At 66.7% G+C, this 26,954-nt stretch carries 26 protein-coding genes, 2 tRNA genes and 4 pseudogenes; 17 read left to right on the forward strand and 15 right to left on the reverse strand.

All coding sequences use genetic code 11. The features are described 5' to 3' along the window. Window positions 1-76 precede the first annotated feature (76 nt). From FHU13_RS00760 to flgB, 7 genes are all read right to left on the reverse strand, one after another. Window positions 77-2,812, reverse strand: a complete 2,736-nt coding sequence (locus FHU13_RS00760) for a response regulator (RefSeq protein WP_183433958.1) — start codon at window positions 2,810-2,812, stop codon at window positions 77-79. A gap of 160 nt (window positions 2,813-2,972) precedes the next feature. After that, window positions 2,973-4,040 carry a flagellar biosynthesis protein FlhB gene (gene flhB / locus FHU13_RS00765; RefSeq protein WP_183433959.1) on the reverse strand — a complete coding sequence of 356 codons (1,068 nt, stop codon included), beginning with the start codon at window positions 4,038-4,040 and terminating at the stop codon, window positions 2,973-2,975. Window positions 4,041-4,079: 39 nt separating this feature from the next. After that, on the reverse strand, window positions 4,080-4,856 hold the full coding sequence (gene fliR / locus FHU13_RS00770; protein WP_183433960.1) for a flagellar biosynthetic protein FliR: 777 nt from the start codon (window positions 4,854-4,856) through the stop codon (window positions 4,080-4,082). Window positions 4,857-4,901: 45 nt separating this feature from the next. Continuing rightward, window positions 4,902-5,168: a flagellar biosynthesis protein FliQ gene (gene fliQ, locus FHU13_RS00775; protein ID WP_012454514.1), complete on the reverse strand. Its 267-nt coding sequence runs from the start codon at window positions 5,166-5,168 to the stop codon at window positions 4,902-4,904. Window positions 5,169-5,252: 84 nt separating this feature from the next. Beyond that, a complete protein-coding gene (gene fliE / locus FHU13_RS00780) occupies window positions 5,253-5,576 on the reverse strand; it encodes a flagellar hook-basal body complex protein FliE (RefSeq protein WP_133088621.1) in 324 nt (107 codons plus the stop codon). Window positions 5,577-5,581: 5 nt separating this feature from the next. Then, on the reverse strand, window positions 5,582-5,992 hold the full coding sequence (flgC, locus tag FHU13_RS00785) for a flagellar basal body rod protein FlgC (RefSeq protein WP_183433961.1): 411 nt from the start codon (window positions 5,990-5,992) through the stop codon (window positions 5,582-5,584). Window positions 5,993-6,013: 21 nt separating this feature from the next. Next, the gene (gene flgB, locus FHU13_RS00790; protein ID WP_183433962.1) at window positions 6,014-6,430 is read right to left on the reverse strand and encodes a flagellar basal body rod protein FlgB; all 417 of its coding nucleotides are present in this window, start codon (window positions 6,428-6,430) and stop codon (window positions 6,014-6,016) included. A 335-nt stretch (window positions 6,431-6,765) separates the two neighbouring features. On the opposite strand from flgB, the gene FHU13_RS00795 reads away from it, so the two are divergent. Beyond that, a complete protein-coding gene (locus FHU13_RS00795) occupies window positions 6,766-8,061 on the forward strand; it encodes a hypothetical protein (RefSeq protein WP_183433963.1) in 1,296 nt (431 codons plus the stop codon). A 163-nt stretch (window positions 8,062-8,224) separates the two neighbouring features. Here FHU13_RS00795 and FHU13_RS00800 read toward each other — a convergent pair. Together FHU13_RS00800 and FHU13_RS27440 are read right to left on the reverse strand one after the other, a co-directional pair. Continuing rightward, window positions 8,225-8,590 (reverse strand): annotated as a pseudogene (locus FHU13_RS00800) (DUF4113 domain-containing protein); the annotation flags it as partial. Then, a pseudogene (locus FHU13_RS27440) lies at window positions 8,586-8,873 on the reverse strand (LexA family protein); the annotation flags it as partial. The pseudogenes FHU13_RS27440 and FHU13_RS00800, both read right to left, overlap by 5 nt. Before the next feature lie 234 nt (window positions 8,874-9,107). On the opposite strand from FHU13_RS27440, the gene FHU13_RS00810 reads away from it, so the two are divergent. After that, window positions 9,108-10,598 carry a hypothetical protein gene (locus FHU13_RS00810; RefSeq protein WP_183433965.1) on the forward strand — a complete coding sequence of 497 codons (1,491 nt, stop codon included), beginning with the start codon at window positions 9,108-9,110 and terminating at the stop codon, window positions 10,596-10,598. Window positions 10,599-11,072: 474 nt separating this feature from the next. Then, window positions 11,073-12,167 (forward strand): NAD(P)/FAD-dependent oxidoreductase, encoded by a 1,095-nt coding sequence (locus FHU13_RS00815; protein ID WP_183433966.1) that lies wholly within the window; start codon window positions 11,073-11,075, stop codon window positions 12,165-12,167. 2 nt (window positions 12,168-12,169) lie between these two features. Here the strand turns inward: FHU13_RS00815 and FHU13_RS00820 are convergent, their stop codons facing one another. Then, complete coding sequence (locus FHU13_RS00820) at window positions 12,170-13,009, reverse strand: transglutaminase family protein (protein ID WP_183433967.1); 840 nt, start codon at window positions 13,007-13,009, stop codon at window positions 12,170-12,172. A gap of 197 nt (window positions 13,010-13,206) precedes the next feature. Between FHU13_RS00820 and FHU13_RS00825 the strand changes: the two genes are divergently transcribed. The 11 genes and pseudogenes from FHU13_RS00825 to FHU13_RS00875 all read left to right on the forward strand — a co-directional run bounded on the left by FHU13_RS00825 (window position 13,207) and on the right by FHU13_RS00875 (window position 20,476). Beyond that, window positions 13,207-14,013, forward strand: coding sequence for a heme ABC transporter permease (locus FHU13_RS00825; RefSeq protein ID WP_183433968.1), 807 nt, complete (start codon window positions 13,207-13,209; stop codon window positions 14,011-14,013). A gap of 8 nt (window positions 14,014-14,021) precedes the next feature. Further along, window positions 14,022-14,174, forward strand: coding sequence for a heme exporter protein CcmD (gene ccmD, locus FHU13_RS00830; protein ID WP_183433969.1), 153 nt, complete (start codon window positions 14,022-14,024; stop codon window positions 14,172-14,174). Continuing rightward, the gene (locus tag FHU13_RS00835; RefSeq protein WP_183433970.1) at window positions 14,171-14,791 is read left to right on the forward strand and encodes a DsbE family thiol:disulfide interchange protein; all 621 of its coding nucleotides are present in this window, start codon (window positions 14,171-14,173) and stop codon (window positions 14,789-14,791) included. Before ccmD ends, FHU13_RS00835 begins: the two co-directional genes overlap by 4 nt. A gap of 122 nt (window positions 14,792-14,913) precedes the next feature. Further along, entirely contained in the window at window positions 14,914-15,657 is a 744-nt protein-coding gene (locus tag FHU13_RS00840) for a (Fe-S)-binding protein (RefSeq protein ID WP_183433971.1), read from the forward strand. Continuing rightward, window positions 15,654-17,228, forward strand: a complete 1,575-nt coding sequence (locus tag FHU13_RS00845; RefSeq protein ID WP_183433972.1) for a lactate utilization protein B — start codon at window positions 15,654-15,656, stop codon at window positions 17,226-17,228. Before FHU13_RS00840 ends, FHU13_RS00845 begins: the two co-directional genes overlap by 4 nt. Next, window positions 17,225-17,827, forward strand: coding sequence for a lactate utilization protein C (locus FHU13_RS00850; RefSeq protein WP_183433973.1), 603 nt, complete (start codon window positions 17,225-17,227; stop codon window positions 17,825-17,827). Before FHU13_RS00845 ends, FHU13_RS00850 begins: the two co-directional genes overlap by 4 nt. 351 nt (window positions 17,828-18,178) lie before the next feature. After that, a pseudogene (locus FHU13_RS27445) lies at window positions 18,179-18,370 on the forward strand (transglutaminase family protein); the annotation flags it as partial. Between the two features lie 393 nt (window positions 18,371-18,763). Beyond that, the gene (gene rplM / locus FHU13_RS00860; protein WP_017485891.1) at window positions 18,764-19,225 is read left to right on the forward strand and encodes a 50S ribosomal protein L13; all 462 of its coding nucleotides are present in this window, start codon (window positions 18,764-18,766) and stop codon (window positions 19,223-19,225) included. Window positions 19,226-19,227: 2 nt separating this feature from the next. Then, window positions 19,228-19,713 (forward strand): 30S ribosomal protein S9, encoded by a 486-nt coding sequence (rpsI, locus tag FHU13_RS00865; RefSeq protein ID WP_012454529.1) that lies wholly within the window; start codon window positions 19,228-19,230, stop codon window positions 19,711-19,713. 97 nt (window positions 19,714-19,810) lie between these two features. Continuing rightward, the gene (locus FHU13_RS00870) at window positions 19,811-20,185 is read left to right on the forward strand and encodes a DUF2293 domain-containing protein (RefSeq protein ID WP_183433974.1); all 375 of its coding nucleotides are present in this window, start codon (window positions 19,811-19,813) and stop codon (window positions 20,183-20,185) included. 81 nt (window positions 20,186-20,266) lie between these two features. Then, the gene (locus FHU13_RS00875; protein WP_183433975.1) at window positions 20,267-20,476 is read left to right on the forward strand and encodes a molybdopterin-binding protein; all 210 of its coding nucleotides are present in this window, start codon (window positions 20,267-20,269) and stop codon (window positions 20,474-20,476) included. 9 nt (window positions 20,477-20,485) lie between these two features. Here the strand turns inward: FHU13_RS00875 and FHU13_RS00880 are convergent, their stop codons facing one another. Both FHU13_RS00880 and FHU13_RS00885 read right to left on the reverse strand, forming a co-directional pair. Further along, window positions 20,486-21,364: an aldose 1-epimerase family protein gene (locus FHU13_RS00880; protein ID WP_183433976.1), complete on the reverse strand. Its 879-nt coding sequence runs from the start codon at window positions 21,362-21,364 to the stop codon at window positions 20,486-20,488. A gap of 60 nt (window positions 21,365-21,424) precedes the next feature. Next, the gene (locus tag FHU13_RS00885; RefSeq protein WP_183433977.1) at window positions 21,425-23,212 is read right to left on the reverse strand and encodes an ABC transporter ATP-binding protein; all 1,788 of its coding nucleotides are present in this window, start codon (window positions 23,210-23,212) and stop codon (window positions 21,425-21,427) included. Between the two features lie 351 nt (window positions 23,213-23,563). On the opposite strand from FHU13_RS00885, the gene FHU13_RS00890 reads away from it, so the two are divergent. Further along, window positions 23,564-24,100, forward strand: coding sequence for a hypothetical protein (locus FHU13_RS00890; RefSeq protein WP_246714431.1), 537 nt, complete (start codon window positions 23,564-23,566; stop codon window positions 24,098-24,100). Window positions 24,101-25,192: 1,092 nt separating this feature from the next. Here the strand turns inward: FHU13_RS00890 and FHU13_RS00895 are convergent. The 3 genes from FHU13_RS00895 to FHU13_RS00905 form a co-directional block, all read right to left on the reverse strand. Continuing rightward, window positions 25,193-25,268, reverse strand: a tRNA-Phe gene (locus tag FHU13_RS00895). Between the two features lie 114 nt (window positions 25,269-25,382). After that, window positions 25,383-25,601, reverse strand: a complete 219-nt coding sequence (locus FHU13_RS00900) for a DNA gyrase inhibitor YacG (RefSeq protein ID WP_210287383.1) — start codon at window positions 25,599-25,601, stop codon at window positions 25,383-25,385. After that, a complete protein-coding gene (locus tag FHU13_RS00905; protein WP_183433978.1) occupies window positions 25,583-26,254 on the reverse strand; it encodes a Maf-like protein in 672 nt (223 codons plus the stop codon). The genes FHU13_RS00900 and FHU13_RS00905 overlap by 19 nt, the downstream gene beginning before the upstream one ends. Before the next feature lie 142 nt (window positions 26,255-26,396). Between FHU13_RS00905 and FHU13_RS00910 the strand changes: the two genes are divergently transcribed. Further along, window positions 26,397-26,472, forward strand: a tRNA-Thr gene (locus FHU13_RS00910). Window positions 26,473-26,530: 58 nt separating this feature from the next. Next, window positions 26,531-26,793 (forward strand): annotated as a pseudogene (locus tag FHU13_RS28490) (hypothetical protein). Window positions 26,794-26,954: the final 161 nt, after the last annotated feature.

A 26,954-nucleotide genomic window follows, 5' to 3' on the forward strand; every position in this document is an offset into this window, starting at 1 on the left:
TTCGCGAGAGAAAACTCCGACGACACTCGCCGGTGCCTCACGTCCTGAATTAGTCCTGCTGCGCCCTCGGTCGGAGTCAGCTCGCCATCGTGCGCTTCACCGTCTCGACGAGTTGCTTCAGGCTGAAGGGTTTCGGCAGAAAGTTGAAGGCCTCGCCCTCGGGTAGGTTCTTGCGGAACGCATCCTCGGCGTAGCCCGAGACGAAGATCACCTTGAGGTCGGGGTAGTGCTTGCGCAGTTCGCGCAGCAAAGTCGGCCCGTCCATCTCCGGCATGACGACATCGGACACCACCACGTCGATGCCCTCGGCATGCTCCTCGATCAGGCGCATGGCCTCAATCCCGGAGGCGGCCTCGAGTACCGTGTAGCCGCGGGCCGACAGGGCGCGGGAATTGACCGCGCGAACCGGATCCTCGTCCTCGACGAGCAGGACGGTCCCCTGGCCGGTATGATCGGTCGCCGGCTTCGGCGGCGACTCCGCTGCCCGCGCGACGGCAGAAGCGGAGTCCGTTTCCGGCCCCGATCGCTTCGCGTCGGTCGTCTCACCGGAATCCGATTTCGGCTCACCACCATCGGCGCCGACGGGCTTCACCGGCTTTATCGTGTCCAGCCCCGACTCCGATCGGGGCGGAGGCAGCGGTTCGGGCACGGGCTCGATACCGGGCTCATGGCGCGGCAGGTAGATGCGGAAGGTGGTGCCTTCGCCCACCGTCGACTGCACGTCGATCGCTCCGCCCGACTGGTTGACGATGCCGAACACCGTCGAGAGCCCGAGTCCAGTGCCCTTGCCGATCTCCTTGGTTGTGAAGAACGGCTCGAAGATCTTCTGGCGCACCTCGGGCGGAATGCCCTCGCCGGTATCGGTCACCTCGATCATCACGTGATCGCCCGCCGGGATTCCGACCGGCCGCTCACCGTCGACCGGGCAGTTGGCGGTGCGGATCCTCAGGCTGCCTCCGCCCGGCATCGCATCGCGGGCATTGACCGCGAGGTTCACGATCACCTGCTCGAACTGGTTCACGTCGGCCTTGATCGGCCAGATCTCGCGGCCGTGACGGAAATCGAGCTGTACGCGTTCGCCGAGCAGGCGCTTGAGCAGGAGCGTCAGGTCCGAGAGCGCCTCGCCGACATCCATCACTTCCGGCCGCAGGGTCTGGCGACGGGAGAAAGCCAGCAGTTGGCGCACCAGGCTCGCGGCCCGGTTCGCATTCTGCTTGATCTGCATGATGTCCTGGAAAGCGTGGTCGGTCGGCCGGTGGCTGGCGAGCAGCAGGTCCGAGTAGCCGATGATCGCCTGCAGGACGTTGTTGAAGTCGTGGGCGATGCCGCCGGCGAGCTGGCCCACCGTGTCCATCTTCTGGGTCTGGGCGATCTGCTGCTCGAGCTGGCGCTGGGCGGTCGTGTCGAGGGCGTAGAGGATCACCCGCTCTCGGTCGCCGTCGCTGCCGGCCTTGCCCTCGGCATCCGCGGCCTGCGTCCCATCGGCATCGGCCGGGCTCATCCAGACGCGGGCCGAGCGCTCGCCTGGACCGGACAGACCGACCTCGATCGGCTCAAGGCCGCCGAAGCCGTTGGCGGCCCGGGCCAGAGCACCCTCGATGGCGCCGCGGTCGCGCTCCAGCACGGCGTCGCGCATCATCGGGTCGGGCGCATCGCGGCCGGCTTCCGCCGCCGGCTGGCGCGGCATGCCGGCAAACAGGCGCACGAACGAGGCGTTGGCGCGGATCACGCGGCCATCGCGGTCGAGAGTGGCGATGGCAATCGGGCTGTTGTTGAGGAAACGGGCGAGGCGAACCTCCGCCGCGCGCTGCGGCTCGTCGGCGTCCGAGCCGGCGGAGCGGTTGAGCACGAAGGTGCGCGAGGGGCCGGGTGCACCGTCCTGCCCGTAGGCGACGCGGTGGTAGAGCCGGGTCGGCAGCGGCTGACCGTTGCGGCGGCGCAGGTCGATGTCGTAGCGGTCGGTGCGCACCTCACCGGGCAGACCGGGCGCGGTGGTGAGCATATCGGCGCCGGGCGCGATTTCCAGGAGCTTCAGCCCGCCGGATCCGACGGTGGCAAGGTCGTAGCCGAGCCAGGAGGCGAGCGTCGCGTTCATGTAGACGATCGAGCCGGCGGCATCGATCGACAGGAAGCCGGCCGGCGCGTGGTCGAGGTAGTCGATCGCGTGCTGGAGTTCCTGGAAGACGTTTTCCTGGCGTTCGCGCTCGTGGGTGATGTCGCTCACCGTCCAGAGCGCGGCGGAGCCGCGGTGACGCGGGATCGGCCGCACCGCGATGCGGTACCACGCGAAGTCGCGGTCCGGGGCGCCGCCCGGCGGCGGCGACATCCGGATTTCCTCGGCATAGGCGCGATCATCGCGCGACGCCTGGGCCAAGCGATAGACGGCTTCGGAAACTTCGGGCGCGCCGACGAAGATGCGCTCGATCGAGCGCAAATTCGAAAAGCTGTCGCCGCCGGCCAGCCGCATATAGGCCTCGTTGGCGTAGATCATCCGCCCGTTATCCTCGACGACGAGCTTGCCCTCGGGGGCGGCGTCGACGATGGCGCGGGTGATGTCGTCGCGTGCGGCCGGGCCGGCGAGTTGCAGCGCACCGATGGCGAGCGCGAACAGGAAGAACACGCCCGCCATCGCGAGCAGCGCTAGCAAGGCGAGGATGAGCGGTTGCGCCTGCTCGTTGGCGACGAAGGACAGTCCCACCGCCGCGCCGACGAGCAGCCCCGCCAGCATCAGTAGCAGGCCGACCCGGCCGGGCCGTTCCGAACGATCGATCGAACCGGACGCCGGCACCGCTGGTCCGCTGACCTCAGCCATCAGGCCCTACCCATCCCTCACACATGGCCGCCGCACTTAGCCGCTTCGAGCCCTGTGGGTCGTCAAATGCCGCGCCCTTTGCCGGAGCATTGCCGGACAATGGTGCATAAACCGTGGCGCCTGAACGACTTCGCCGTCCCATGCGGAACCGGATCGAGCCTCAGGCGGCCCGGCGGCGCAGGCGAAGCACGAAACCGATGACCTCCGCAACTGCGCGATAGTGCTCGGCGGGAATCTCCTGATCAACCTCGACCGTGGCGTGCAGGGCGCGGGCGAGCGGCGGGTTCTCCAACACCGGCACGTCGTGCTCGGCGGCCACGGCACGGATGCGCAGCGCCAGCGAATCGACGCCCTTGGCGACGCAGATCGGAGCGGCCATGCCGGTCTCGTAGCGCAAGGCCACGGCGAAGTGGGTCGGGTTCGTGACGATCACGGTCGCGGTGGGCACGGCGGCCATCATCCGCTTCTTCACCCGTGCCTGACGCAGCTGACGGATCCGGGCCTTCACCTCGGGGCTGCCCTCGCTCTCCTTATGCTCCTGCTTCATCTCCTCCTTGGTCATGCGCAGGCGCGTGTGCCAGCGGTGCCGCTGGTACAGCGCATCGCCGAGCGCGATGGCGGCGTAGACCGCGAGCATGCCGCCCATCATCTTGAGGGCAAGTGTGAGGGTACTCTGGAGTGCCGCGCCCGGATCGAGCTGGGCGAAGGACTCGGCCCGGTCGTGCTCGTTCCACAGGATCGTCCCGGCAATCGTGCCGACCACGACGATCTTGGCGAGCCCTTTGCCGAAATTGACCCAGGCATCCATGCCGAGCAGGCGCTTGGCGCCGGCCATCGGCGAGATGCGCGCGAATTTCGGCATCAGGCTCTCAGCGGTGAAGATCGGCCGGTGCTGGATCAGTCCGGCGGCGATGGCCGCAAGCATCGCAATGCCCAGCGGGACCGCGAGCGCCTTGGCGCAGACCAAAGCCGCACCGAAGGCGACGCCGAGATAGGTGCCCCCGTCCGAGGACAAGGCGCCGGCATGTTCGAGGAAGCCGCGCATGTCGCGGGTCAGGCCTTCAGCGGCCGGACGGGCCGACAGCATCAGGACGAGGGTGAAGGCCGCCAGGATGAAGAAGGTGTTGATCTCGGGGGAGTTAGGCACGTCGCCGCGCTCGATCGCTTGCTCGATGCGCCGCGGCGTCGGGTCTTCGGTCTTGTCCTCGTCGTCGGTCTCGTCGGACACCGGTTCAGGCTCCTCCGTTCCGGATCAGCGTAACGACGATCAGCGCCCGAGGAACGCGCCGAGATAGCGGCCGAGATCGTCGAGGAACAGCCCCATGATGAGGCTCAGCGCTCCGACGAACAACATCATGCCGATCAGCACCGAGGCGGGCACCGCCAGGAAGAACACCTGCAGCTGCGGCATCAGCCGGGAGAGCACGCCGAGCCCGAGATTGAACAGGATGCCGAAGACGATGAAGGGGCCGGAAATCCGCACTGCCAATGCGAAGCCGCGGCTGAACGCATCGAGCGCCAGTTTGGCGGCATCTGCCATGGCCGGTACGTTGCTCGGCGGCAGCAGGAGGTAGCTGCGCCCGATCGCTTCGAGGGCGACGTGGTGCAGGTCGGTCGCCATGATGAGGGTGACGCCGAGCAGCGCCAGGAGGTTTCCGAGCGCCGCCTGTTGTCCGCCCATCGTCGGATCGACGGTCATGGCGTAGGACAGGCCGAGCTGCTGCGAAATCACCGTGCCGGCGGTCTGGAGCGCGGCAACGATCATGCGCACGCATAGGCCCAGCATCAGCCCAATCAGGATCTCGCCAAACAGGAGCCCGATCAGGGCAGGGGCTGCCAACGCGGCGTTGCCCGTCGGCAGCATTGGCCGCACCGTGGGGAACAGCACCAGCGTCACGAGCAGGGCGAGGGCGAGCCGGATGCGGCCTGCGATGAGCTGCTCGCCGAGACCCGGCATCAGCATGATCAACGTGCCGACGCGGGCGAAGGTGATGAGGAAGGCCGCCGCGAGGCCGGGCAGCAGCAGGTCGAGCGGCGTGGTCATGCCGGCTCATCCTACACGCTCGGTCGGGCCCGCGCTGCTGCTCCATTACCCGCCCGCGGCGATCCGGGCGGCGATCCGGGCCATGTAGGCGGCCATGGCGTCGCCGATGAAGGGCAGCATCAGGAGCATCACCCCGAAAACCGCGACGATCTTCGGCACGTAGATGAGAGTCTGCTCCTGGATCTGCGTCAGCGCCTGGAACAGCGATACGATCAGGCCGACGACGAGAGCAACGATCATCAGCGGCCCCGCCACCTTCAGGAAGACGAAGATGCCATCGCGGGCGATGTCGAGGATGGCGAGGCCGGTCATGGTCTTGGAACTTCTCGCCTGATCATGGAGCGTTCGATGGAGCATCCCTCACCCGTGCTCGGGAAAGAGGGAATCAAAACGGAATCAGATCGGCATCCGCATGATCTCTTCGTAGGCCGAGATCACGCGATCGCGCACGGCGACCAGGGTCTGGAGGGCGGTCTCGCTCTCGGCGACGGCGGTGACGACGTCCACCACGTTGGCCTTGCCCGCCGCTGCGGAGAGGGCGGCACGGTCGGCCTGCGCGCCGGATTGAGCCACGCTGTCGAGGCTCTGCTGCAGGAAGCCGGTGAAGCCGCCCGGGGCAGTAAGCCCTTGAGCCATACCCTGAGCGGGCTTCGCGGCGCCTGGGCGGGCGAGGCTCTGAGCCGCGCCGTAGGCGCCGGCGGCGAAGGCGGAGGTCGTCATCGGGGCTACGCCTTCAGGATCTCGAGGGTGCGGGAGATCATCCGCCGCGTGGCGGTCACCATGTTGAGGTTGGCCTCATACGAGCGCTGGGCCTCGCGCATGTCCATGTTCTCGATCAGCCCGTTGACGTTGGGCAGGCGCACCTCGCCGCGGGCATCCGCGGCCGGGTTGCCGGGATCGTGCTTGGTGCGGAACGGCGTAGGATCGCGCCGCACCCGGCCGGCTTCGATGACGCTGGCGTTCAACTCGCGGTCGAAGCGGTTCGTGAAGGTCGGAATCTTGCGGCGATAGGGATCGCCGCCGGCGGTTTGAGCCGTCGAATCGGCGTTGGCGATGTTCTCGGCGATGATGCGCATCCGGCCGGACTGCGCCTTGAGGCCGGAAGCGGCGATGCCGAGGCTCTTCAGGAAATCCATGACAGTCTCCGCTTACGGGCTTCAGCGCTTGCCGACGGCGATCTTCAGGGCGTCGAGGCTCTTCTGGTAGAGCGAGGCGACGAGCTGATAGTCGGCTTGGTTGTCGCCGGCCTTCATCATCTCCTCCTCCAGGTTGACCCCGTTGCCGGAGGGACGGACCTCGAAACCCTTGAAGCGGCGCGGATCGGCATTCGGCCCGGCGCTCGCCGACATCCCGATATGCGCGGAGTCGGTGCGGGCGACGCCATCGCCTCCGATGGAGGCTCCGAGCGGCGCGGCGAGACCGGCGGAGGCTGCCGAGGGCTCGCCCAGGTCGCGCGGGCGAAAGCCCGCCATGTCGGCGTTGGCGACGTTCTCGGCGAGCAAGGCTTGGCGCGCCTGATGCCAGTGCATCCGGGTGCGCAGCATGCCGAGCAGGGGCAGGTCGGTGAGCGACATGTTGCCTCGGAGCCGGCGCGGCGGATGGCGAAATTCGAGAGGGGCCGCAGACCCGGACCCGGCAGAAACTGCCGCTCCTATGGTTAAGGAGCCGTTAACCGGGCAAATCCTGCCGAGTGCTCTCAGCGCCGCACCACGCTGCCAAAGGTCGAGAAAGTTTGGTGCGGGGCGCACCGAGTTGTTAACGAAGTGTCAGCCTTTGTTGCCGGGCGGCGAGGCGGCGGCGATAATCGAGCCTTGTATTGCGTGGGGCCGAGATCGCGTCGCCTGCCGGCTCCAGTCACCGCTGGCCGTAGGGGATGACGTCGGAGCCCCGACTACGAAAGACGCGGGTCTTGCAAGCGTTCTTCAGTTCCGAGGGCTCCTACGCCCTGCAGTTCCTGGTGATCTTCCTCGTCATCCTGGTGCTGTTCCTGATCGCGGCGCTGCTGTTCATGCGGCTGTCGGGGCGCGGTCTCACGCTCTCGGCGGGAACCGGCCAACGCGGACGCCAACCGCGACTCGGCATCGTCGACATCTACGAACTCGATCGGCAACGGCAGCTCATCTTGCTGCGGCGGGACAACGTGGAGCACCTGCTCCTGGTCGGTGGCCCCAACGACGTCGTGGTCGAGCGCCATATTCAGCGCGGGGCGGGGAGCCGCTACGCACCGGAGGGTCATGCGCGATCAGGCGAGATCGGCGCGCCCGAACCCGGCGGGCTGGAGCCACCGCGGAGCGATCCGTTTCTCGACTCGCCGATGCCCCCGACCTTTGCGATGCCGGAGGTGGTGCCGCCTGCCGTTCCCGGGGCTCCGCCCGCTTCCGATCGGGCGCCGCCCCTCGATCCCGGCCTGTTCGAGCCCGAGATTTCGCCCGCCGACGTCCCGCCCCGACCGGTCACGCCGGTCAGCCGCCTGATGCGGCGCACCGCGCCACCAGTGGTCAGCCCGCGCTCGGAAGCTGCGTCCGAGCGCAGTCCCCGACCTGAAGCCGTCGCGTCTGCACGGGCGCAGGCCCCCATGCCCGAGCCGGCGCCGGTCATGGCCAGTCGTGAACCGAGGTCGGTCGATCCGGCTGTTCTTTCCGACATGGCACGACAGCTCCAGGTCGCGCTGAAGCGTCCCTCGTCCGCTGTCACGCCGCCGCCCGGGGGCACCCACGAAATGCCCCTTCCGCCGTCGGCCCCGAAGCCGGCCGAACCGGGGCCTTCCCAGCCCGATCCCGTGGCGGCAGCCATGGCGGCAATGGCCGCGCCGGTTGAGTCGGCGCAACCCGTTCCTGCTTTGCCGCCGCCTGTCTCAGACGAGACGGAGCCAGCGCCGGCTTCGATCGTGACTTCGCCCCACTCCGAGCCGGATTTGGAGCCGAGGCCTGAGCCGAAGTCAGCGGCACCCGCCAAGCCCGTCGCGCCGCCTCAATTCGTTGCGCCGCCCAAACCCGAGCCGGCCAAGTCTGAACCTCCCAGGCCCGAATCTCCCAGGTCTGAACCGTCCAAGGCCGTACCAGCGAGGTTCGAACCGCCGAAACCTGAGCCGTCGAAACCCGACTCGTCCGAGCCGGGTGCCCAGGGGCAGAACCCGTTCTCCGTGGAGGAGATCGAAGCGGAGTTCGCCCGCCTTCTCGGGCGCCCGCTCGACACCAAGAACTGAGTGAAAGCCGACCCAAAGATCCGCATTCAGCCCCCAAAGATCCGCATCGATAAAACCTAAGAGAAAGGGCTGCCGTGACCTCGGCGGCCCTTCCACGGTTTTGACATTGAGGCTGGGGCGGCCAGGCAACGACGATAGGCTGCGCCGGTCGAGCACTGGAGGCCTATGCCGCCGCGATTACCGGCAACTCGTCGAGCCTGGTGGTGTAGCGCGGCGAGCGCATCTCGAACTTCGTCGACCAATCGCGCTTCTGCGAAAGCCCGGCCGCGGCCGGCACCACCGCCCCGCGGCCGAACCGGCTGTTGCAGGCATCGAGCGCCGCTATCAGAGCCGCCCCGCGCTCGGGGTCGAGCTGGCCGAAGCCCGGAAGGGCCCTCTGCGAGCTTGCCAGTGGCACGAGGTCGGTCGTGACTACGCCGGTCTTGGAATAGCGGTAGCCGTCGCGCCAGACCTTGCGCACGGCGTGCGTCGCCGCCTTCACCAGCACCAGCGTGTCGTTCGAGGCCTCGGGAAGGGTCACCACCAGGGTTGGCGAAGCTAAGGGTGACCTGGGGGCCCTGGCGACGCCAGACCTTGAAGCTCCGATCGCCGTCGATATCGGCCACTACGACATCGCCGTTGCGCGGCGTCAGCTAGCGGTCGACCACCGCGAGGTCACCGTCGAAGAGGCGGGCGAGCACCTTGCTGTCGCCCGCGACCCGTACGAGGAAGGTGGTGGGCCGGTTGGCGATCAGCAGTCGCTGCAGGTCGATCCCCTCCTCGACGAAGTCGTCGGCCGGGCTGGGAAAGCCCGCGCCGTTCGCATATCGCAGCTTGGCCGCAAAACGTGGTCACAGCCCTATCCTATGGGTCAATCCCAACTTCAGCCCGCATCGGCAACGATCCTCGGTCTGCGGGATCGTTGCCGATCATGTTGGAATGCAACTTAGCATTCACCCCGCGACTTGGATGGAAGGCAGATTGTAAGGGTAGGAAAACCATCACATAAGCATCCGCCGGACCGATCCAAACCTTCGCCGCAACCCTGATGCTCGGACTAGAGATACATGACGCCTGACCAGGAAAATCTTTGCCGGCAGGCGCTCAATGGGATGAAGACCATTAGCCTCGTGGGTCCACTCCCACATGATTCCGATGGTCTCACAAGCGTCCTCCGGCAGCATGGACTGCTTACGGCTTCTATCAATCCGATCCAGGGGACGGCGACCGGGTTCACCGCCGCCGGCCTTGGGGCGATAGACGCCCTCGCGAAGACCTTCCGTCCGAACCTTAGCCAGATTAGCCGTCGTGCGAGCAACTCCACGATAGCCAAGCTCATCGGCAGCGAGATGATGAAGGCTTGGATCGGTCTCGAAGCTTCATCCCTCACGCAACCGGATTTTGATGGGCTGCAAGCGGCGATCGACACTTGGTTCGGCACGCTCACGCATGTGCGCGAGCACCTCGTGGTCTGCACCCTATTTCCATACGCCATCCCAGGCTTTACCGTTGGGCCAGTGACCTTCCGGCATCTCTCGGAGCTGCCGGCCGACGGCTTTGGGGTTTCGCACGAGGAATTTTGGCCGAAGGAGCCGCCCGTCTGGCGGCAATGGTTCCGAGATGTCTGGGCCGCCATCCGAAGGAAGCCGGTCCCGCGCCCGGAAGTGGGTGGGTTTCGGTTTTCTGAGCTTGTTCGGTTCGCGAGCGAACGCGCAGCTCCATGGGTCGCCTTCGTCAAGGTGACCAGAAGGCCGCCCGAGGAATCAACGCGAGCCGCCGACCTTTCTACGGACATCGCCCTGGCGGCGATCCAGTTGATTTCACCGGGCAACGATATGCGGGGCATCTCTCGCGCCTCCGCGCGAGCCGCTCCGGTATGGAGGGCTGACGTCTCGCGGGTGGAGGGCGGTGGCTTCAGCATGGGAACGCGCAGTCAGGTGCCTGCTGTCGCGCGCCCGCCCGAGCTGATCGAGGCTCACATCGATCAGGTCGAGCCAGCCCTCCGCTCGATGGGACAGCGTCTCGGGGCGTTCCTCGACGCATCAAGTCCAGTTCCGGATCTCGACGAGGCTTGGTGTAACGCGGCCTACTGGTATCATGAAGCGTTGGCCGAGACACTCGATACAGTTGCGGTTGCGAAGCTGGAGACGGCGATAGAGGTGCTCTTCCGCGCCGAGAACATGAGCGGGAGCAAGCGGCGGGTTAATGAAAGCTTCGACGTGTTCTTCGGCCTGAAGCGCACCGATCCGCTGACGCCAAGCACCACGATGACCGTGGAGCAATTCTCTGAAGCGATAACAACGGCGCGCTCGCGGGTGCTTCACGGCACTTGGCCGACCCTCCAATTCGATCTTCCAGCCAACAAGAGTAGTCAGACGGTCAGCTACGGTGATGTCGAGCTCGTCGCTCGAACACTGCTCGTGAATTTCTCGATCTATTTGGACGACTACATCGCGGCAGGCAGTCCCGCCGACACCACCGACGCATTCTTCGAATGGATTAAAGCGAGGCGCTCCACCCAATCTGCTAGCGCAACCGCAGCGCCGACGGGACTTTGACGAGGATACCAGTCGGGGCGAAGCGCCCCGTTCGGCCGACCACACAGTTGGGGGGCTACGCCGCTACGATCGGGGTCTCATCAAACCGCGCCCTATTAGTGATCGATCTGGCCGAGCTCGCCCCTCGCTTTTTGCGAGGTCTGCGGCGACACCCCGGTTCGGCCATCGGTTGCTCTTAAGGGCGCTCCGAATGTCATCACCGTCCCTGGAAATTTAGAACCTCCAGCGGCGCAAACTTCAGGTTCATAAGTCGTCCATTCCCTATGCGGAACTTTGGTGCCAAAGTCAGGTAACTTTGGGTCAAGTTGTTGCGACCACCCTCGGGCGCAATGCGGATCTTTGATCCGGCTATCACTGAGTCGACCAAGGTCATCCGATCATCGGCCGCACCGATCCGTCTCTTAGGGCGCGACCGGATCCTCGCGGCTGGTGCGGGAACGGCCTGCGGCGCGGGGTATGTGAGGCAGGCGAGGCATGGAAGCGCTCGTTGTCGGAGCGGGGGTGGTTGGGCTCGCGATCGCGCGGGCTCTCGCCCTGCGCGGCGCTTCGGTCATCCTCGCGGAGGAGGCCGAGGCGATCGGCACCGGGGTGTCCGCCCGCAGCTCGGAGGTGATCCACGGCGGGATGTACTATCCGCCAGGCTCGCTTCGCGCCCGCCATTGCGTCGAGGGACGCCGCCGCCTCGTGGGCTTCTGCGAAAGCCACGGTGTGCCCTACCGGCTGTGCGGCAAGCTCATCGTGGCCACGCGCGAGGAGGAGCGCCCGACGCTCGAAACGATTTTTTCGCGCGGTGCCGAGAATGGGGTCGAGGACCTCAACCTTCTCGGACGCACGGAGGCCGTCGCCCTGGAGCCGGCCCTGTCCTGTGTCGCCGCGCTCCACTCGCCCGCGACCGGGATCGTCGACAGCCACGCTCTGATGCTCGCCCTCCTCGGCGATGTTGAGGATGCCGGCGGCGTGCTGGCCTTGCGCACCCCGATCGAATCCGCCGCGCGACGGGCGGGGCGCTGGCACGTCCGCTTCGGCGGCGCGGCGCCCGATGAACTGCAGGTCGATGGTCTCGTCAACGCCGCCGGCCTCGGCGCGCAGGCTCTTGCCCGCCGGATCGAGGGTTTGGCGCTCGGCAGCGTGCCCCGACAGGTGCTGGCCAAGGGCAGCTATTTTGGGTGCGGCGGCCGATCGGCTTTCTCGCGGCTGATCTACCCGGCGCCGGTCGAGGGCGGATTGGGCATCCACCTGACGTTGGATCTCGCCGGCCGGATGCGGTTCGGACCCGATGTCGAGTGGGTGGAGACGCCTAATTACGCCGTCGATCCGGCACGGGCCAAAAACTTCGAAGCGGCGATCCGGCGCTACTGGCCTGGCCTGCCGGACGGGCGCCTGGTGCCGGACTACGCCGGAATCCGCCCGAAACTCAGCGGTCCCGGCGAGCCGGCGGCGGATTTCCGCATCGACGGGCCGGCCGAACATGGGCTGCCGGGCTTCGTCCAGCTCTTCGGGATCGAGAGTCCGGGCCTCACCGCCTCGCTCTCGCTGGCCGAGGCGGTGGCCGATCAATTGATGGCGTGAGGCTACGCGGCTTGCATCAGATCGGCCATCGTCCCGTCCGCCACCGCGTCGGTGTGAACCTCGAACGTGATCAGCCGCGCCGTGCCGAAGCTCGTCGAGAGCGCGCAATCCGTCGCGTCGCGACCGCGTGCCATGACGATCCGGCCGATGCGTGGCGTGTTGTGGCGGGCATCGAAGGTGTACCAGCGCCCGCCGAGATAGACCTCGAACCACGCGGAAAAATCCATCGGATCAGGCACAGGCGGCACACCGATATCGCCGAGATAGCCCGTGCAGTAGCGCGCCGGGATGTTCATGCAGCGGCAGAATGCGATGGCGAGATGCGCGAAGTCGCGGCAGACGCCGACCTGCTGATGGTAACCGTCGAAGGCCGAGCGGGTGGCATCCGCCCGCTGATAGTCGAAGCGGATGCGCGCGTGCACATAGTCGACGATGGCCTGGACCCGCGCCCAGCCCTCCGGCGTATGGGCGAAGAGCTGCCACGCCAGCTCGGAGAGTTTGTCGGTGTCGCAGTAGCGGCTCGCCATCAGGTAGAGCATCACCTCGTCCGGCAAAGCTTCCACCGGCACCTGGGCGGCCTCCGGTACGACGGCGTCGGGAAGACCGGTATCGGCCACAAGGAAATCCGCCGAGATCGTGAGGCGGCCGGCCGGCGCGACGATGCGGGTACAGACATTGCCGAACGCATCGAGCGTCTGCCGCTGCGGAATCGGCGGGTCGAACCTGATGGTCTCCGGGCTGCGAAGGTCGCCCTGTCGGGACGGGTGAACACTCAGCAGCAGCGACACGGGCGTCGCAGCATCAGTTTCGAAAGTGATGTCGTACCCGGTCTTGATCAGCATGGAACGGCCTGCGACTTCGTTCTATGATTCCGGGAAGTAGAAATTGCGCGGAATAAGCCAGTAAGTTTCGAGTTTACGGGGCGTTCCGTTCGTGCGCTGCACAAATGTTTCGCAGCGCGCCGTCTTACGCGGCATCCCCTGGCCGGGACGTTGACGCGCATTGCTGCTGCAGCGCACTCGGCGGTATGGAGGCGTCCATGTGGACCGCATTCTGGAACCGCCTTGCCCATCCGGGCCACTTCCTGCGCTGGACGGGTATGGCTTTGCCCTGGCTCGCCGCGACCTCGGCCGCGCTCGTCGCCGCCGGGCTGTATCTGACCTTCTTCGTGGTGCCGCCCGACTACCAGCAGGGCGATACCGTGCGGATCATGTACGTGCACGTTCCCGCCGCGATTCTCGGCATGGGTTTCTACGGCGCGATGACGCTGTCCGCGATCGGCACGCTGGTCTGGCGTCATCCCCTCGCCGACGTGTCCCAGCGCGCCGCAGCACCGATCGGCGCGGCCTTCACCCTGATCTGCCTCGTCACCGGCTCGCTCTGGGGCAAGCCGATGTGGGGGACCTACTGGGTCTGGGACGCGCGTCTCACCTCGATGCTGGTGCTCTTCCTGATCTATTGCGGCATCATCGCCCTGTGGCGGACCATCGAGGATCCGAGCCGAGCGGCCCGCGCGGTCTCGATCCTGACGCTGGTCGGCGCGGTGAACCTGCCGATCATCAAATTCTCGGTGAACTGGTGGTCGACGCTCCACCAGCCGGCCTCGATCCTGCGCATGGGCGGCTCCTCGATCGATTCTTCGATGCTCTACCCGCTGCTCGAGATGGTGCTGGCGATGACACTGCTCGGCGTCACCTTGCATCTGCAGGCAATGCGGACTGAGATCTACCGCCGCCGGGTGCGCACGCTGCTGATCCGGCAGGCCGAGCGGCTCGACGCCGGCGCCGAGGGCGCCGTCCCGGTCACCCGCGTGGCTGCGACCCTTCCCGTCGGACAGGCGATCTGAGACCCAGCATGGACATCGGACCCTACGCCCCCTTCATCGCCGGTTCCTACGGCTTCGCCGCCCTGGTGCTCGGTGCTCTGGTGCTCAACGGTTGGTGGGATGGGCGGGCACAGCGCCGCGCGCTCGCCGAGCTCCAGGACGACCGGAGAGGACGGCCGTGAGCGCGCAGGCTCCTGGGGCGACCCCGCCCGGTACCGGCGAGCGTCCCCGCCGCTCGCTCCTCGTGCTGCTGCCGGTCCTCGTCTTCGCCGTGCTGGCAGTCACCTTCTTCGTGCGGCTGCGCTCGGGCGCCGATCCTGCGGCGCTGCCCTCGGCGCTGATCGGCAAGCCCGTGCCGACCTTCGCGCTCGCGCCGGTGAACGGCCTTCAAGCCGACGGCAAGCCGGTGCCCGGGCTGTCGAGCGCGGACCTGAAGGGGCAGGTGACCGTTCTCAACGTCTTCGCCTCGTGGTGCGCCCCGTGCCAGGTCGAGCATCCGATGCTGATGCGGCTCGCGCAGGAACCCGGCATCCGCCTCGTCGGCATCGACTACAAGGATCCGGGTGACGCCGGGCGGCGCTGGCTGGAGCGCAATGGCCTACCATTCGCAGCGGTCGGCGCCGACACGGCCGGCCGGGCGGGCATCGATCTCGGTGTCTACGGCGTGCCCGAGACCTTCATCATCGGGCCCGACGGGGTGATCCGCGACAAGCTCGTCGGCATCCTGACGCCGGAGAATTATACCAGCGTCCTGAGTCGCATCCGCGCCGCTGGCCGGTCCGCGCCCGTGACCAACTGACCGACGCGCGCGGCCCGCGCTTGGAAACCCGAGACCGGAAGCGTATGCAGCGCCTGCCGGCTTGAAACCGTTCCAAGGTAGAGCAGCCGTGCACTCGGCTGAAACCGCGATCAAAGAGCGCCATGCGGATCGGGCTTTTCGTCCCCTGCTACGTCGATGCCTTCGAGCCGGAGGTCGGCATAGCGACGCTGGAGTTGCTGGAGCGCTTCGGTCTTACCGTCGAATACCCCTACGATCAGACCTGCTGCGGCCAGCCGATGACCAATACCGGCTGCCATCAGGAGGCGGCCGCGACCGAAGCGCTGTTCGTCAAGAATTTCTCCGGGTTCGATTACGTCGTCGCGCCGTCCGGCTCCTGCGTGCATCAGGTGCGCGAGCACCTCACCGCGATCCCGCAGACCGACGAGGTCAAGGCGGTGCGCTCTAAAACCTTCGAGCTCGTCGAGTTCCTGCACGACGTGCTCAATATCGAGGATCTCCCCTGGGCGGAGTTCCCGCACAAGGTTGCCTATCACTCCAATTGCAACGCGCTTCGCGGCATCGGCCATGCACGTCCGACCGAGCTGAACCGGCCGTTCTTCTCGAAGCCCCTCAACCTCCTGAAGAAGGTGAAGGGCCTGGAGGTCGTCGATCTGACCCGGCCCGACGAGTGCTGCGGTTTTGGAGGCACCTTTTCGGTGTTCGAGCCCGCGGTCTCCGCCAAGATGGGCTACGACAAGGTGACTGATCAGGCCCGCGCCGGCGCCGACTACGTGGTCTCGGCCGATTCGTCCTGCCTGATGCACCAGAAAGGCTGCGCCGAGCGCCTCGGCGTGCCGCTGAAATACATCCACATCGCCCAGGTGCTGAACGGAGCGGCCGCATGAGCGCCGACGACCTCACCCCGCACCAGACCGAGGACGTGCTCCACCGCGAGGTGCGCGCGCCCTCCGACGAGAGCGAGCGCGGCCCCGGCGGCGAGCGCCTCCAGCACGCCGAAGCCGCCTCGAAGCCGATCCGAGCCGACGCCCCACGCGAGCCGCAGCCCCGCGGCGCCAAGGTGCGCGGCAACAGGCCGATCGATCAGGCGGAGGCGGCGGAGCGCTTCCTGGCCGCCCCGCTCCACCAGAAAGCCCACGACGAGCGCCTGTGGGACGTGCGCCGCAAGCGCGATGTCGCCGCCCACGGCATCCCGGAATGGGAGGAGCTTCGCGAACTCGCCTCGCAGATCAAGACGCACACGCTGACCCATCTCGACCACTACCTCGAACAGTTCGAGGCGGCGGCGCGGGCCAACGGCGTCCATGTCCACTGGGCCGAGGACGGGGCGGCCCACAACCGCATCGTCCTCGACATCCTGAGGCAGCACGGCGCCAAGTCGCTGGTTAAGTCGAAGTCGATGCTCACCGAGGAGTGCGGCTTCCGCCACTTCATGGCGGCCCACGACATCGACGTGATCGAGACCGATCTCGGCGAGCGCATCCAGCAACTCGACGACGAGGAACCGAGCCATGTGGTGATGCCGGCGGTCCACAAGACCCGCCTCGATGTCGCCGAGGTGTTCGCCCGGACGCTAGGGACCGATCCCGACAACGACGATGCCCACTACCTTGCCGAGAGCCAGCGCGAGACGACGCGCCCGCTGATCCTCAAGGCCGATGCGGGGCTGACCGGCTGCAACTTCGCCATCGCCGAGACCGGCACGGTCGTCACCTGCACCAACGAGGGCAATGCCGATCTCTCCGGCAACGTGCCGCCTTTGCAGATCCACTCCATCGGTATCGAGAAGCTGATCCCGCGCGTCGAGCATCTCGGCGTGTTCATCCGGCTCCTCTCGCGCTCGGCACTCGGCTCGCCGATCACCCAGTACACCTCGCATTTCCGCGGGCCGCGCCCCGGCACCGAGATGCACATGGTGCTGGTCGACAACGGCCGCTCCGAGCGGCTGGCGATGGAGGAGTTCTGGACCTCGCTCAAATGCATCCGCTGCGGCGCCTGCATGAACACCTGCCCGGTCTACCGACGCTCGGGCGGCCTCTCCTACGGCGCGACCTATTCCGGTCCGATCGGGCTCATCATTGACCCCACCTTCAACAAGCGGAAATACTCGACCCTGCCGTTCTCCTCGACCATGAACGGCTCCTGCACCAACGTCTGCCCGGTCAAGATCAACATCCACGAGCAGATCTTCGCGTGGCGCAAAGTGCTGGCCGAGGAGCACCAGATCCCGCTGCTGAAGCAGGGCATGATGAAGGCGGCCGGCGCCGTTCTCAGCCGCCCGGCCGCCTACCGCGCCGCGATCCAGACCGCCGACTCGGCCCTGCGCGTGCTGCCGCGCTTCGCCGTCTACAATCCGGCCAACACCTGGGGAAAGAAGCGCGAGATGCCCCATGCCCCGCGGCAGAGTTTCCACGCGTGGTACCGGCAGAACCGCATGAAGAAGGGGAGCGACGCGTGAACGCCCGCGACGCAATCCTCGGCCGGCTGCGCACTAACCGCCCGGTCGGCGACTTCCCGCTGCCCGAGGTGCCGACCTTCGCACCGCTCGTGGGCGAGGACCTCCTCGCCGAGTTCGCCGAGCGCCTCGGCAAGATGGGGGGGCGCGTCGAGCATGCGGGCGGCGCCGAGCCATTCGCGACCGTGCGCTCACGCCTCGACGGGGCAAAGGTGATCGCCTCCGCCGTGCCGGAATTCATTGGAAATCGCGATCTCGGCACCGTTCGCCAGCCGGGCGATCTGGCCGACGTGGACGTAGCGATCGTGCGTGCTCGCTTCGGCGTGGCTGAAACCGGCTCGGTGCTGTTCACACAGGACGACCTGATCGTAAACTCGGTGGCCTACCTCGCTCAGCACCTGATCGTGCTGCTCGACCCTGCCGACATCGTCGTGAACATCCAGGCGGCCTACAAGAGACCGGACTTCGCGCATGCGGCCTACGCCGTGTTTCACACGGGACCTTCGGCCACCGCCGACATCGAGGGCGTGCTGATCCACGGGGCGCAGGGCGTGCGCTCGCTGACGGTTCTTCTGTTGCCGCGCAAAAAACAGCCAGCCTGAGAACGCGGCCCAAGGACCCTCCGCGCGTTCGCGGCCAAATGCCTCGATCAGCGAGGCCGCAATCCTTACGAAGATCCGGAGCACCCCGTGCGGTTCGCGCTCGGCTGCAGCCTCGCCTAGGAGGTCGAGAGCCCCGCGATCTTCATCTTCAATGTCGCGTCGCCCATCTGCAGAGCCTCGACATCGTCAGTGAAGCCCTGTCCCTGGTACCCGATCCGGGGCGCCGGATCTCCTCCACCCCGATCTCAAGAACCGTTCCGTCGGCGTCACCACGCAGCCGGGCCCGTTTTCGCTCGAGTAAGGCGCCGAGATCGCGTTGAGCGTGATACGGGCCCCGTCTCGATGGACACTCTCGATGGACGCGTGCGGATCGGCGTCGGACGGGATGCTGCCGAGATCGCCTTCTCAACGCCCTTCGGCGCGATGGAGCCGACTGACATGGAGATCCGCATCGACTGGGCCGACGGTGACCCGGAGCCTGCACAGTGGATAGCCGACGTGATCTCGACCGAGGCACCGGCCCCGCGTGCCGGCGCTGTATGACCGCGAGCCTCCGTTGATCGCGCCGAGACAAAAACCTGAATCTTTTTTCCCATTGGACGGATTAACCGGCAGGATCGTCCGTCTGTCTTGATGTTCGGGTTATCCGGACGAATCTCCAACTCAGCCCGCCCGGCTCAGTCCGCGGCGGGTTTTTCTTGTCCTCGGCGACCACCACGGCACGCCGACTAGCTTCGCGCGACCCAGCTTGAATTTGCGGTATCCGGATACCGTAACGCCAAGCACCTTCGTTTCATTGCGGTTTTCTGCGCCGGATGCCGATCTCCTGCCTTGACGCTGCCGCGAATCCTCCGTAGTGACCCTCTCGCACGCCGCTGCGTCCTCACCCGACGCGGCGGCGCCTTGTTTCTAACGTCACCGGCACGGGAATCGGCCATGAAGACCACTTCGCTGAAGCCCGCCGACGTCGACAAGAAGTGGGTTGTGATCGACGCCGAGGGCCTCGTCGTGGGCCGTCTCGCTTCGATCGTGGCGATGCGCCTGCGCGGTAAGCACAAGGCGGCCTACACGCCCCACGTCGATTGCGGCGACAACGTCATCGTCATCAACGCGGACAAGGTAAAGTTCACCGGCCGCAAGTACGACCAGAAGGTCTACTACCACCACACGGGCTATCCGGGCGGCATCAAGGAGCGCTCGGCCAAGTTCATCCTCGAGGGCCGGTTCCCCGAGCGGGTGGTCGAGAAGGCTGTCGAGCGCATGCTGCCCCGCGGCCCGCTCTTCCGCCAGATCCTCGGCAACCTGCGCGTCTACAAGGGCGCCGAGCATCCCCACGAGGCCCAGCAGCCGCAGGCGCTCGACGTCGGCTCCCTCAACCGTAAGAACGTGAGCGCTTGATCATGGCGACCCTTCAGTCCCTCGCCGATCTCAATCGGGCGAACACCCAGACGAGCAACCCCGAGAACGAGGCGCCCGTCCACGTCCAGAAGCTGGACGCCCAGGGCCGTGCCTACGCCACCGGCAAGCGCAAGGACGCGGTCGCCCGCGTCTGGATCAAGCCCGGCAATGGCACCGTGGTCGTCAATGGCCGCGCGGTCGAGACTTACTTCGCCCGTCCGGTGCTGCGCATGATCCTGCGCCAGCCGCTGGAGATCGTCGGCCGCGTCGACCAGTACGACATCACCGTCACGGTGAAGGGCGGCGGTCTCTCCGGTCAGGCCGGCGCCGTGCGCCACGGCCTGTCCAAGGCTCTCACCTACTATGAGCCGGAACTGCGCTCGCCGCTCAAGCGCGAGGGCTTCCTGACCCGCGACCCGCGCGTCGTCGAGCGCAAGAAGTACGGCCGCAAGAAGGCTCGCCGCAGCTTCCAGTTCTCGAAGCGCTAAGGCGCGTCGTCTTCGACGCTATCAGGGCGGGGCCGCGAGGCTCCGCCCTTTTTCGTTTTTTGCCTTTTCGTTCCCGCATCGAGGCGAGATCCGTCGCATGAAGAAGGGAGGGAGCCCTCACCGTCCGGCTGACGTGACCCCGCTGCTGGACCGGCGTACTCTGGTGACGGAGGCGCTGATGCGGCTCGCACCGCGCCTGCCGGAGTTCGAGGCGGAGACGGTTGTGGACCGGGCGCTGCGCAGCCCCGGCCTGCGGGGCGCGGTGCCGGAGAATGCGGCCTGGCTCGCGCTCACGGCCTTCGTCCGGCACGCTTTCACCGAGTACGACGACCTGCTCGACGAGGGTTATGACCGCGACAGCGCCCGCCACTTCGTGCTCGACGATATGAACGCGATGCTGGCCGAGTGGGGTTGCCACCGACGCGTCTCCGAGGAGGCGCAAGCCGGTGAGGACGACTTCCCCGAAGCGTGAGGGCAAAGCAGGCGGCCGACGCTTGCCGGCCCCCCGGTGCTGGGGCAGGGAGGGCCGTCGTCAAATCGGAGAAGGCCATCCATGAAGCTCAGCGCGCGCAATGTCCTCAAGGGCAAGGTCGTCTCGGTCGAGAAGGGCTCGACCACGGCGCATGTAAAGATCGAGATCGCCAGCGGTCAGGTCGTCACCTCCGCCATCACCAACGAGTCGGTCGATGCGCTCGGACTCAAGGTCGGCGGCGAAGCCTATGCCGTGATCAAGAGCTCCGACGTCATCATCGCCGTCGACTGACGGTCAGGCTCACCCTTCAATCGTCAGTGCGATGGCATGCCGGGCGGTCACGCCCGGCGCTAACAGGCGCTGCGAATCACGATCCGGCAGCTCGCCTTCGAAGCCTGCCCAATCGGCATGGCCGGTCCAGGCTTCCAGCGACAGGAATGGCGCCGTCGGCTTCGTCCAGACCGCGAGATGGGGGAAATCCTCCATCCGCATGACGATGGCCCGGCCGTTCGGCGCGACGAACCGCATCGCCCGGCTTCGCGCGTTCAGGAAGACCAGAGCCTCGGTGAAGAGCTCCGGATCGAGGTCGAGACGCGCCCCGTCGAGGAACAGCGCGCGCTCGCTGCGCACCAGCAGACCGCCTGCGCCAACCTCCGGCACGAATGGCCGCTCCGCCTCCTCGAACAGAACCGCGTAGCCGCCATCGGCGCGGCGCTCGCCGCCCGCGAAGGGCCAAGGAAAGGCGGGATGGAAGCCGAGAGCGTAGGGCAGGGGAGCCTCGCCGGGATTCTCGACGCGGATCTCGAAGGCGAGTTTTTTGGGACTGATGCGAGCCTCGATCACCAGCCGGAACGGGAAGGGATAGTGCGCCCACGTTGCCTCGTCGTCGCTCAGGCTTAAGGAGACCGCATCTCCGCTCCGGCTGGCCACCGAAAAGGGCAGGTCGCGGGCGAAGCCGTGCTGGGCCATCGGGTAGCGCCGGCCCTCCACCTGCACGTGGCCCCCGGCGGAGGCGCCGACCACGGGGAAGAGCCAGGGCGCGCTCCGGTTCCAGTGTTTCGGATCGCCGTTCCAGAGGTACTCGCGGCCCCCCACCTGCCAGGAGACCGGCTCGGCGCCGCGGAGCGCGATCTGCGCCGCGCTGCCGTCGCCGGCCCGGATCTCGACCGTCTCGCTCATGCCGCCGTCCCCTACGCCCATGCCTCGCTTGAAAGCGATAGCCGGGCCGAAGCGGGACCGCTACCGGGCCTGCACCGCGAAGCCGCCAAGCGGGGGCGGGTTGGCCAGATCCGCGATTACCTGTGAGGGTGGCCCCGAGGCGACGATCCGCCCATCCTCGACGACGTGGACCGAGTCGGCCCGGCGCAGCGAGGTGAGACGGTGGGCGATCATGATGATCGTGCGCGTACCGCCGAGGGCGCCGAGCGCTTCCATCACCGCCGCCTCGGTCTCGCCGTCGAGTGCGCTCGTCGCCTCGTCGAACACGATCACGTCGGGGTCGTGGTAGAGCGCGCGGGCGATGCCGATGCGCTGGCGCTGGCCGCCGCTGAGCCTGGCCCCACGCTCGCCCACGCCGGTGTCGTAGCCGTGGCTCAGGGCGGAAATGAAGTCGTGCGCACCGGCGAGGCGCGCGGCGCGCTCCACGGCCGATCGGTCGAGCCTCTCCGGCTGGATGCCGAGGGCGATGTTCTGCGCGATGCTGCCGTCGATCAGGAACACGTCCTGCGGAACGTAGCCGATCCGGTTCTGCCACGCCGGCAGGCTGTCGGGATCGAGCGGTCTGCCGTCGATCAGGATGCGGCCCCGAGTCGGCGTGAGGATGCCGAGGATCAGGCCCACCAGGGTCGACTTCCCCGATCCGGTGCGGCCGACGAGACCGATCGTGGTGTGGGCGGGAATCGTCAGGTCGATGCCGCGTAGGGTCGGGCGGCCAGGCTCGTAGTCGAACGCGACCTCTTCCAGTCGGATCGCCTGCGCGAAGGGCAGGCGCTCGGCGGTGCGGGGGTGCTGCTCGCGCTCGCCCGCCAGCGCATCGACGATCAGGCGCACGCCGGGCAGGTGGAAGCGCAACTGCGAGACCGAAGTGAAGATGTTCTGGAAGGCCGGTAGCATGCGGTAGCCGGCGAAGGCGAACAGGCCGAGCAACGGTAGCATCCCGGCGGTATCGATGCCCTGCGTGAGCGCGAACAGCACCACCGCGATCACGCCGCCGAAGGCGAGCGACTCGATAACGAAGCGCGGCAATTGCCCGGTGACCAGACTGGAGGCGAGCGCATGGGCATAGGAGCGCGCCGGCGCATCGAACCCGGCCGTGAACGTCTCGGCGCGTCCGTAGAGCTTGAGTTCGGTCAGCGCCCCGAAGGTCTCCTGCACCACCCGGTAGCGCCCCTCGTTGCCCGCCACCGCTCGTGCGCCGAGTCGGGAGAGGCGGGCCCGCATCACGAGGTAGATCGCGACGTAGAGCCCGCCGAAACCGCCGCCGAGAATCAGCGCGAGCCGTGGCTGATAGGCGATGAGGAAGATCACCACCGCGAGCGCCGAGGCGCCGCGCGAGGCGATCACCATGGCCGGGGTGAGCACGCCCACGACGAGGCGGTCGGTCTCGCTCAGCACGTTCTTGGCGAGTTCGGCACTGTTGGCGTGGGTGAAGAACAGCCGCTCGCGATCGACGTAGCGGGCGAGCAGGCGCCGCGCGAAATCGTATCCAACGAGGTGAGCGAACAGGAGCTGTGCGTAGGCGAAAGCAGCATTCACGGCGCTGGTGAGCAGGATCGCGGCGAGTGCAGCGAACCCCGTGGCGAGCAGGAAGGCGCGGTCATCGCCAAGGCCGAGGGCGTCGCGCAGGCTGCCGAGATAGGGGATTCGTGCGGCCGCGCCGGGATCGCCGACCAGCGTGAGGAACGGCAGCACCGAGGCGACGCCGACCACTTCGAGAAGAGCGGCGAGCCCCAGACCCAGTCCGAGAAGCGTGAGCCGCCGCCGGTCGCGCTGCCGCATCACCCGCAGGAGATCGAGGAGGGTCCTCAAACGGTCACCGGGGCGAGAGAGGGGCTGACGTCCGAGAGCGAGCAGAACCCGCGGCGAAGCTCGAACACGTATCGTGCGCTCCGTGCCGGATAGGTTCGGAGCAGCGCTTAAGTGATTGATGACAAACGAACCCTCGAGCCGGTCCGTTTCGGGTCCGGTCTCTAGCACGGCGGGCGCGGGGGACGTCAAGCGGATGCGGTGGCCGCGCAGCGATCGGCGGCAGAACCCGGATGCGCGGAGTCGCGTTGATCGAACCGGCGTCATACCGGGCCGGCGAGACCGCTGAAAACGGGGCGAGACAAGGAGCGGGCGTACTCCGCGGCAGCAGATTCGAGCCGCGGAACCGTAACCTTGGCGGTACGTTCTGCAAGCATGGAACACTATAGATCCATCTTCACGACCGCCGCCGTTATGGTTTTCGGCCTCGTCGCGACCTCTCCGCTCATTCGAGAGCAGAGTTCGGGTCCGTCGCGCACGCAGAGTGCCGCTGTTGACACCATGCCGAGCGGCAGCGGTGACGGATGGACCGACCCGCCTCGGCAGAAAATGGTGTTGGCCGCCGTGACGGACGCGGCGAAGTCGAGCCGGGACGATCTGGAGGGCATTCCGGTTCCGAAGCCCGCGAGCTTCACCCTTCTCTCCTCTGAGACGGCGGCGCTCCTGGCGGCCAATGACTTCGCCAAGGCAGAATCCGCGCAGAGAGTTCAGGCCATGCGGCGCCATCGCGCCGCGAAGGTTGCCACGCGGACGCGTCCGGCACCGGTTGCCGAGAGCCCTGCCGCCGATACGCCCGCTCCGGAGGTTGCGGCGACGCAACCGCAGAAGGCCGCGCGCATCGATCCGATCGGCGACATCCTGAGAGGGTTGGGAATCGGACGAGATAGCTGACGGGCTGGAGCAGGATGTGACGGCTGCCTCACGCAGGCCAATCTGCCGCACGGCACGCGCCACAGTTTCCGGTCGTTGGTTCTAGGACATCCCTGGATCTGCGCTGTGGAGCAACCGTCATGATCCTTGCTGCCGCCATCATGCTGGTCGGCGCCCTCGGCGCGATCGCCATAACCGTCGCGGCGCGTCCGAGTGCGGATCGGTTCTTGAAGTGGTGACCGAGTGAACTGCTATTCACTCCGATCGATCGCTTGAAACTCGTCAGGCTCATCCCGCGTTATGGCTGCGAAGAGATGACGCGGAGGCCCGGCTGTGGCGGCGATTGTGATGGTGGCAGGTGTGGCCGGCGCCGCAGGAACGCTGATCTGCCTGATGCCGAGGCTCGACTCGTTCTTCGAGTGGTGAGGGCTTAAGAGGCGCAATCTTCGTCCTTTCGGCGCTGGCCTCGTATCAAGTTAGGCGGCGTCGAATCGAAGATTTCACAACTCTTTAAAGTGAAGTGCAATCAAGGCGCATAGCCGTGACGCGTGGCGCCGAAAATCCGCTAGGCCACTTCACAGAACCAAGCTCGAAGGTCGTATTTCGCCTGTCTGACCTTGAAGAAACGGCGCGCGCGTCGATGAAGGTCACGGGTCATCGCGTGGTCAGAAGCGGAGCATGGGCAGCCGATCTTCGGAAATCATCGTTTTGAAGATTGCTGCCCTGTCCTTGAGAGCACGGTGAGCAGCGACAGCCGTCTTCTGCCGCTTCCATATCGGCTCGGCCATCACCTCATGAAGAACCCTGCTCTCAGCCTCTGGCTCTCGTCGGGCAAATGTTGGGTGAGCCATGCGACGGACGCCGCTCGTCTGCAGCAGCGTGTGGCGCTGAAGGGGTGCTGAGGCCTGCTCCGAGCGGTGCTTGCAAGCCGAAGTGGAAGCGCATGACAGTGAAGTGAAAGGCGCTGTGATGCAGCCGGAGCGACCGGAGCAGCTAAAGGATCCGGTCTCCGAGACGTCAAGAAATCGAAAAGCGGCAGCCTGCACCACAGCTACTAGAGGGCAAGACTGGTTGGACCCGGTTATTCTGAGGCTCAACGGCTCTTCAGAAGGATGGTGCCCAGGGGCGGAATCGAACCACCGACACTGCGATTTTCAGTCGCATGCTCTACCAACTGAGCTACCTGGGCAACCGCCGCGTCGCGCTGCGTCGTCGGCTGGCGGGGGTATAGTGAAGGGTTTCGAGCCTGTCCAGCCTCTCGTAGGCCAAGGCGAAGCTTTTTTGCCGAACACCGGCCTCCGCTTCAGCGGGAGCGATCCTCCTCGTCGGATTGCGGCGGCCGGGGCAGATCCTCGTCTTCCGGACCGGGTATGACGTAGCGCTCGCCGAGCCAGCGGCCGAGGTCGATATCGGCGCAGCGCGGTGAGCAGAACGGCTTGGTCTTGGGATTTGTCGGCTTGCCGCAGATCGGGCATGGCGCCAGACCTTTGCTCACAGCCTGCCTCACGACGCAGCTCCCCAAGCGCCACGGACGGGGAAGCCCTCACCCTCGAGCAAGCTCATCGTCTCGTAGAGCGGCAGTCCGACCACCGCGCTGTGCGAGCCGACGAGCTTTACGACGAAGGCTGCGGCCAGGCCCTGGATGGCATAGCCGCCGGCTTTCCCGCGCCACTCACCGGAGGAGAGATATCCCTCGATCTCGCGGTTCGACAGACGCTTGAAGCGCACGCGGGTCTCGACCATGCGCTCGCGGCGGCGGTTCTTCGGAGAAAGGATGCAGACGGCGGTGTAGACGCGGTGCGCTCGCCCCGAAAGCAGCCGGAGGCAATCGGCCGCCTCATCGAGCAGTTCGGCCTTGGGCAGTACACGGCGGCCAACGGCTACCACTGTATCGGCGGAGACGAGATAAGCGTCCCGCAAATCATCCCGGCGCCGCGCCGCGGAGCCGGCCGCTTCCAGCTTTTCGCGGGCAAGACGGCGGGCCAGATCGCGGGGTGATTCTGACTTGCGCGGCGTCTCATCGAGATCGGCCGGCAGGAGCGCGTCCGGCTCGATGCCGACCTGCTGAAGCAGCGCCAGCCGACGCGGTGAAGCTGAGGCCAGCACCAGAGGTGGCCTGCTCCGGCCCCCGGGGACTTGTGGCTTCAAGGCGTCGGTGGTGAGAAGCTCGTTCATCGGCGTGGTCTTACGCACAAGGCCGCCGACACCGCAACGCGATGTCGAGCTTCGGACCCGCTCCGAGGCTTGCCAAGGGCAATGTGGCCGTCTAAGACCCGGCACATTCCGTCAGGCTTCGATGCGTCGAGCCGGATGCGACGCCGCAATAGCTCAGCTGGTAGAGCACCTCATTCGTAATGAGGGGGTCGGGGGTTCGAATCCCTCTTGCGGCACCACTACTTAGCTTTACTCTGCTTACCAAAAGCCTTCTCCGGTAAGCACATAGTAAGCACCATGACCGAATCACCCACCGTCGGCGAACTCTTCAAGGCCAAGGCCGTCACCGACGAGCAGGTGAACGCACTGGTCGACGCCGCGCTCGCCTACCAGCGTGACGCCCGCGCCAAACGGGTGACCGGTTCAGGGTCAACGTCGCGCTCGCCCTGATAGCCGATCCGCGTACGTTTGAGGTCCTCCGGGATCCGGCAAGTTCGCTGCGAGCCAAACGATTCGCCGCACGCACCGCGATCTTGCTGGCGCGGGCGCAGAAGGCGTGACCGACCGCGACGCCGAGACTTGGCGCTGCACCTTCGAGCCCGGTCCCGAATTCCCTCTCTCGGTCCGCGGCGAGATCACTGGTCGATTTCTCCACGACGACATGAGGCCGACCCGCCATGATGGAGCTGGTCGAGTTTTTGCTTGGGCTGGTTCTACGCAA

This window comes from Methylobacterium sp. R2-1 (assembly GCF_014191355.1).
Taxonomy (GTDB): domain Bacteria; phylum Pseudomonadota; class Alphaproteobacteria; order Rhizobiales; family Beijerinckiaceae; genus Methylobacterium.

Coding starts and splice junctions, on each gene's coding strand:
- FHU13_RS00815 (WP_183433966.1), top strand. CDS start 11,073: ATGGAAGCGCTCGTTGTCGGAGCGGGGGTGGTTGGGCTCGCGATCGCG.
- fliQ (WP_012454514.1), bottom strand. CDS start 5,168: ATGACCGGCCTCGCCATCCTCGACATCGCCCGCGATGGCATCTTCGTC.
- FHU13_RS00870 (WP_183433974.1), top strand. CDS start 19,811: ATGAAGAAGGGAGGGAGCCCTCACCGTCCGGCTGACGTGACCCCGCTG.
- flgC (WP_183433961.1), bottom strand. CDS start 5,992: ATGGATTTCCTGAAGAGCCTCGGCATCGCCGCTTCCGGCCTCAAGGCG.
- rpsI (WP_012454529.1), top strand. CDS start 19,228: ATGGCGACCCTTCAGTCCCTCGCCGATCTCAATCGGGCGAACACCCAG.
- flgB (WP_183433962.1), bottom strand. CDS start 6,430: ATGTCGCTCACCGACCTGCCCCTGCTCGGCATGCTGCGCACCCGGATG.
- FHU13_RS00905 (WP_183433978.1), bottom strand. CDS start 26,254: ATGAACGAGCTTCTCACCACCGACGCCTTGAAGCCACAAGTCCCCGGG.
- FHU13_RS00760 (WP_183433958.1), bottom strand. CDS start 2,812: ATGGCTGAGGTCAGCGGACCAGCGGTGCCGGCGTCCGGTTCGATCGAT.
- fliR (WP_183433960.1), bottom strand. CDS start 4,856: ATGACCACGCCGCTCGACCTGCTGCTGCCCGGCCTCGCGGCGGCCTTC.
- FHU13_RS00880 (WP_183433976.1), bottom strand. CDS start 21,364: ATGAGCGAGACGGTCGAGATCCGGGCCGGCGACGGCAGCGCGGCGCAG.
- FHU13_RS00840 (WP_183433971.1), top strand. CDS start 14,914: ATGCGGATCGGGCTTTTCGTCCCCTGCTACGTCGATGCCTTCGAGCCG.
- fliE (WP_133088621.1), bottom strand. CDS start 5,576: ATGACGACCTCCGCCTTCGCCGCCGGCGCCTACGGCGCGGCTCAGAGC.
- FHU13_RS00825 (WP_183433968.1), top strand. CDS start 13,207: ATGTGGACCGCATTCTGGAACCGCCTTGCCCATCCGGGCCACTTCCTG.
- FHU13_RS00875 (WP_183433975.1), top strand. CDS start 20,267: ATGAAGCTCAGCGCGCGCAATGTCCTCAAGGGCAAGGTCGTCTCGGTC.
- rplM (WP_017485891.1), top strand. CDS start 18,764: ATGAAGACCACTTCGCTGAAGCCCGCCGACGTCGACAAGAAGTGGGTT.
- FHU13_RS00810 (WP_183433965.1), top strand. CDS start 9,108: ATGACGCCTGACCAGGAAAATCTTTGCCGGCAGGCGCTCAATGGGATG.
- FHU13_RS00845 (WP_183433972.1), top strand. CDS start 15,654: ATGAGCGCCGACGACCTCACCCCGCACCAGACCGAGGACGTGCTCCAC.
- FHU13_RS00820 (WP_183433967.1), bottom strand. CDS start 13,009: ATGCTGATCAAGACCGGGTACGACATCACTTTCGAAACTGATGCTGCG.
- ccmD (WP_183433969.1), top strand. CDS start 14,022: ATGGACATCGGACCCTACGCCCCCTTCATCGCCGGTTCCTACGGCTTC.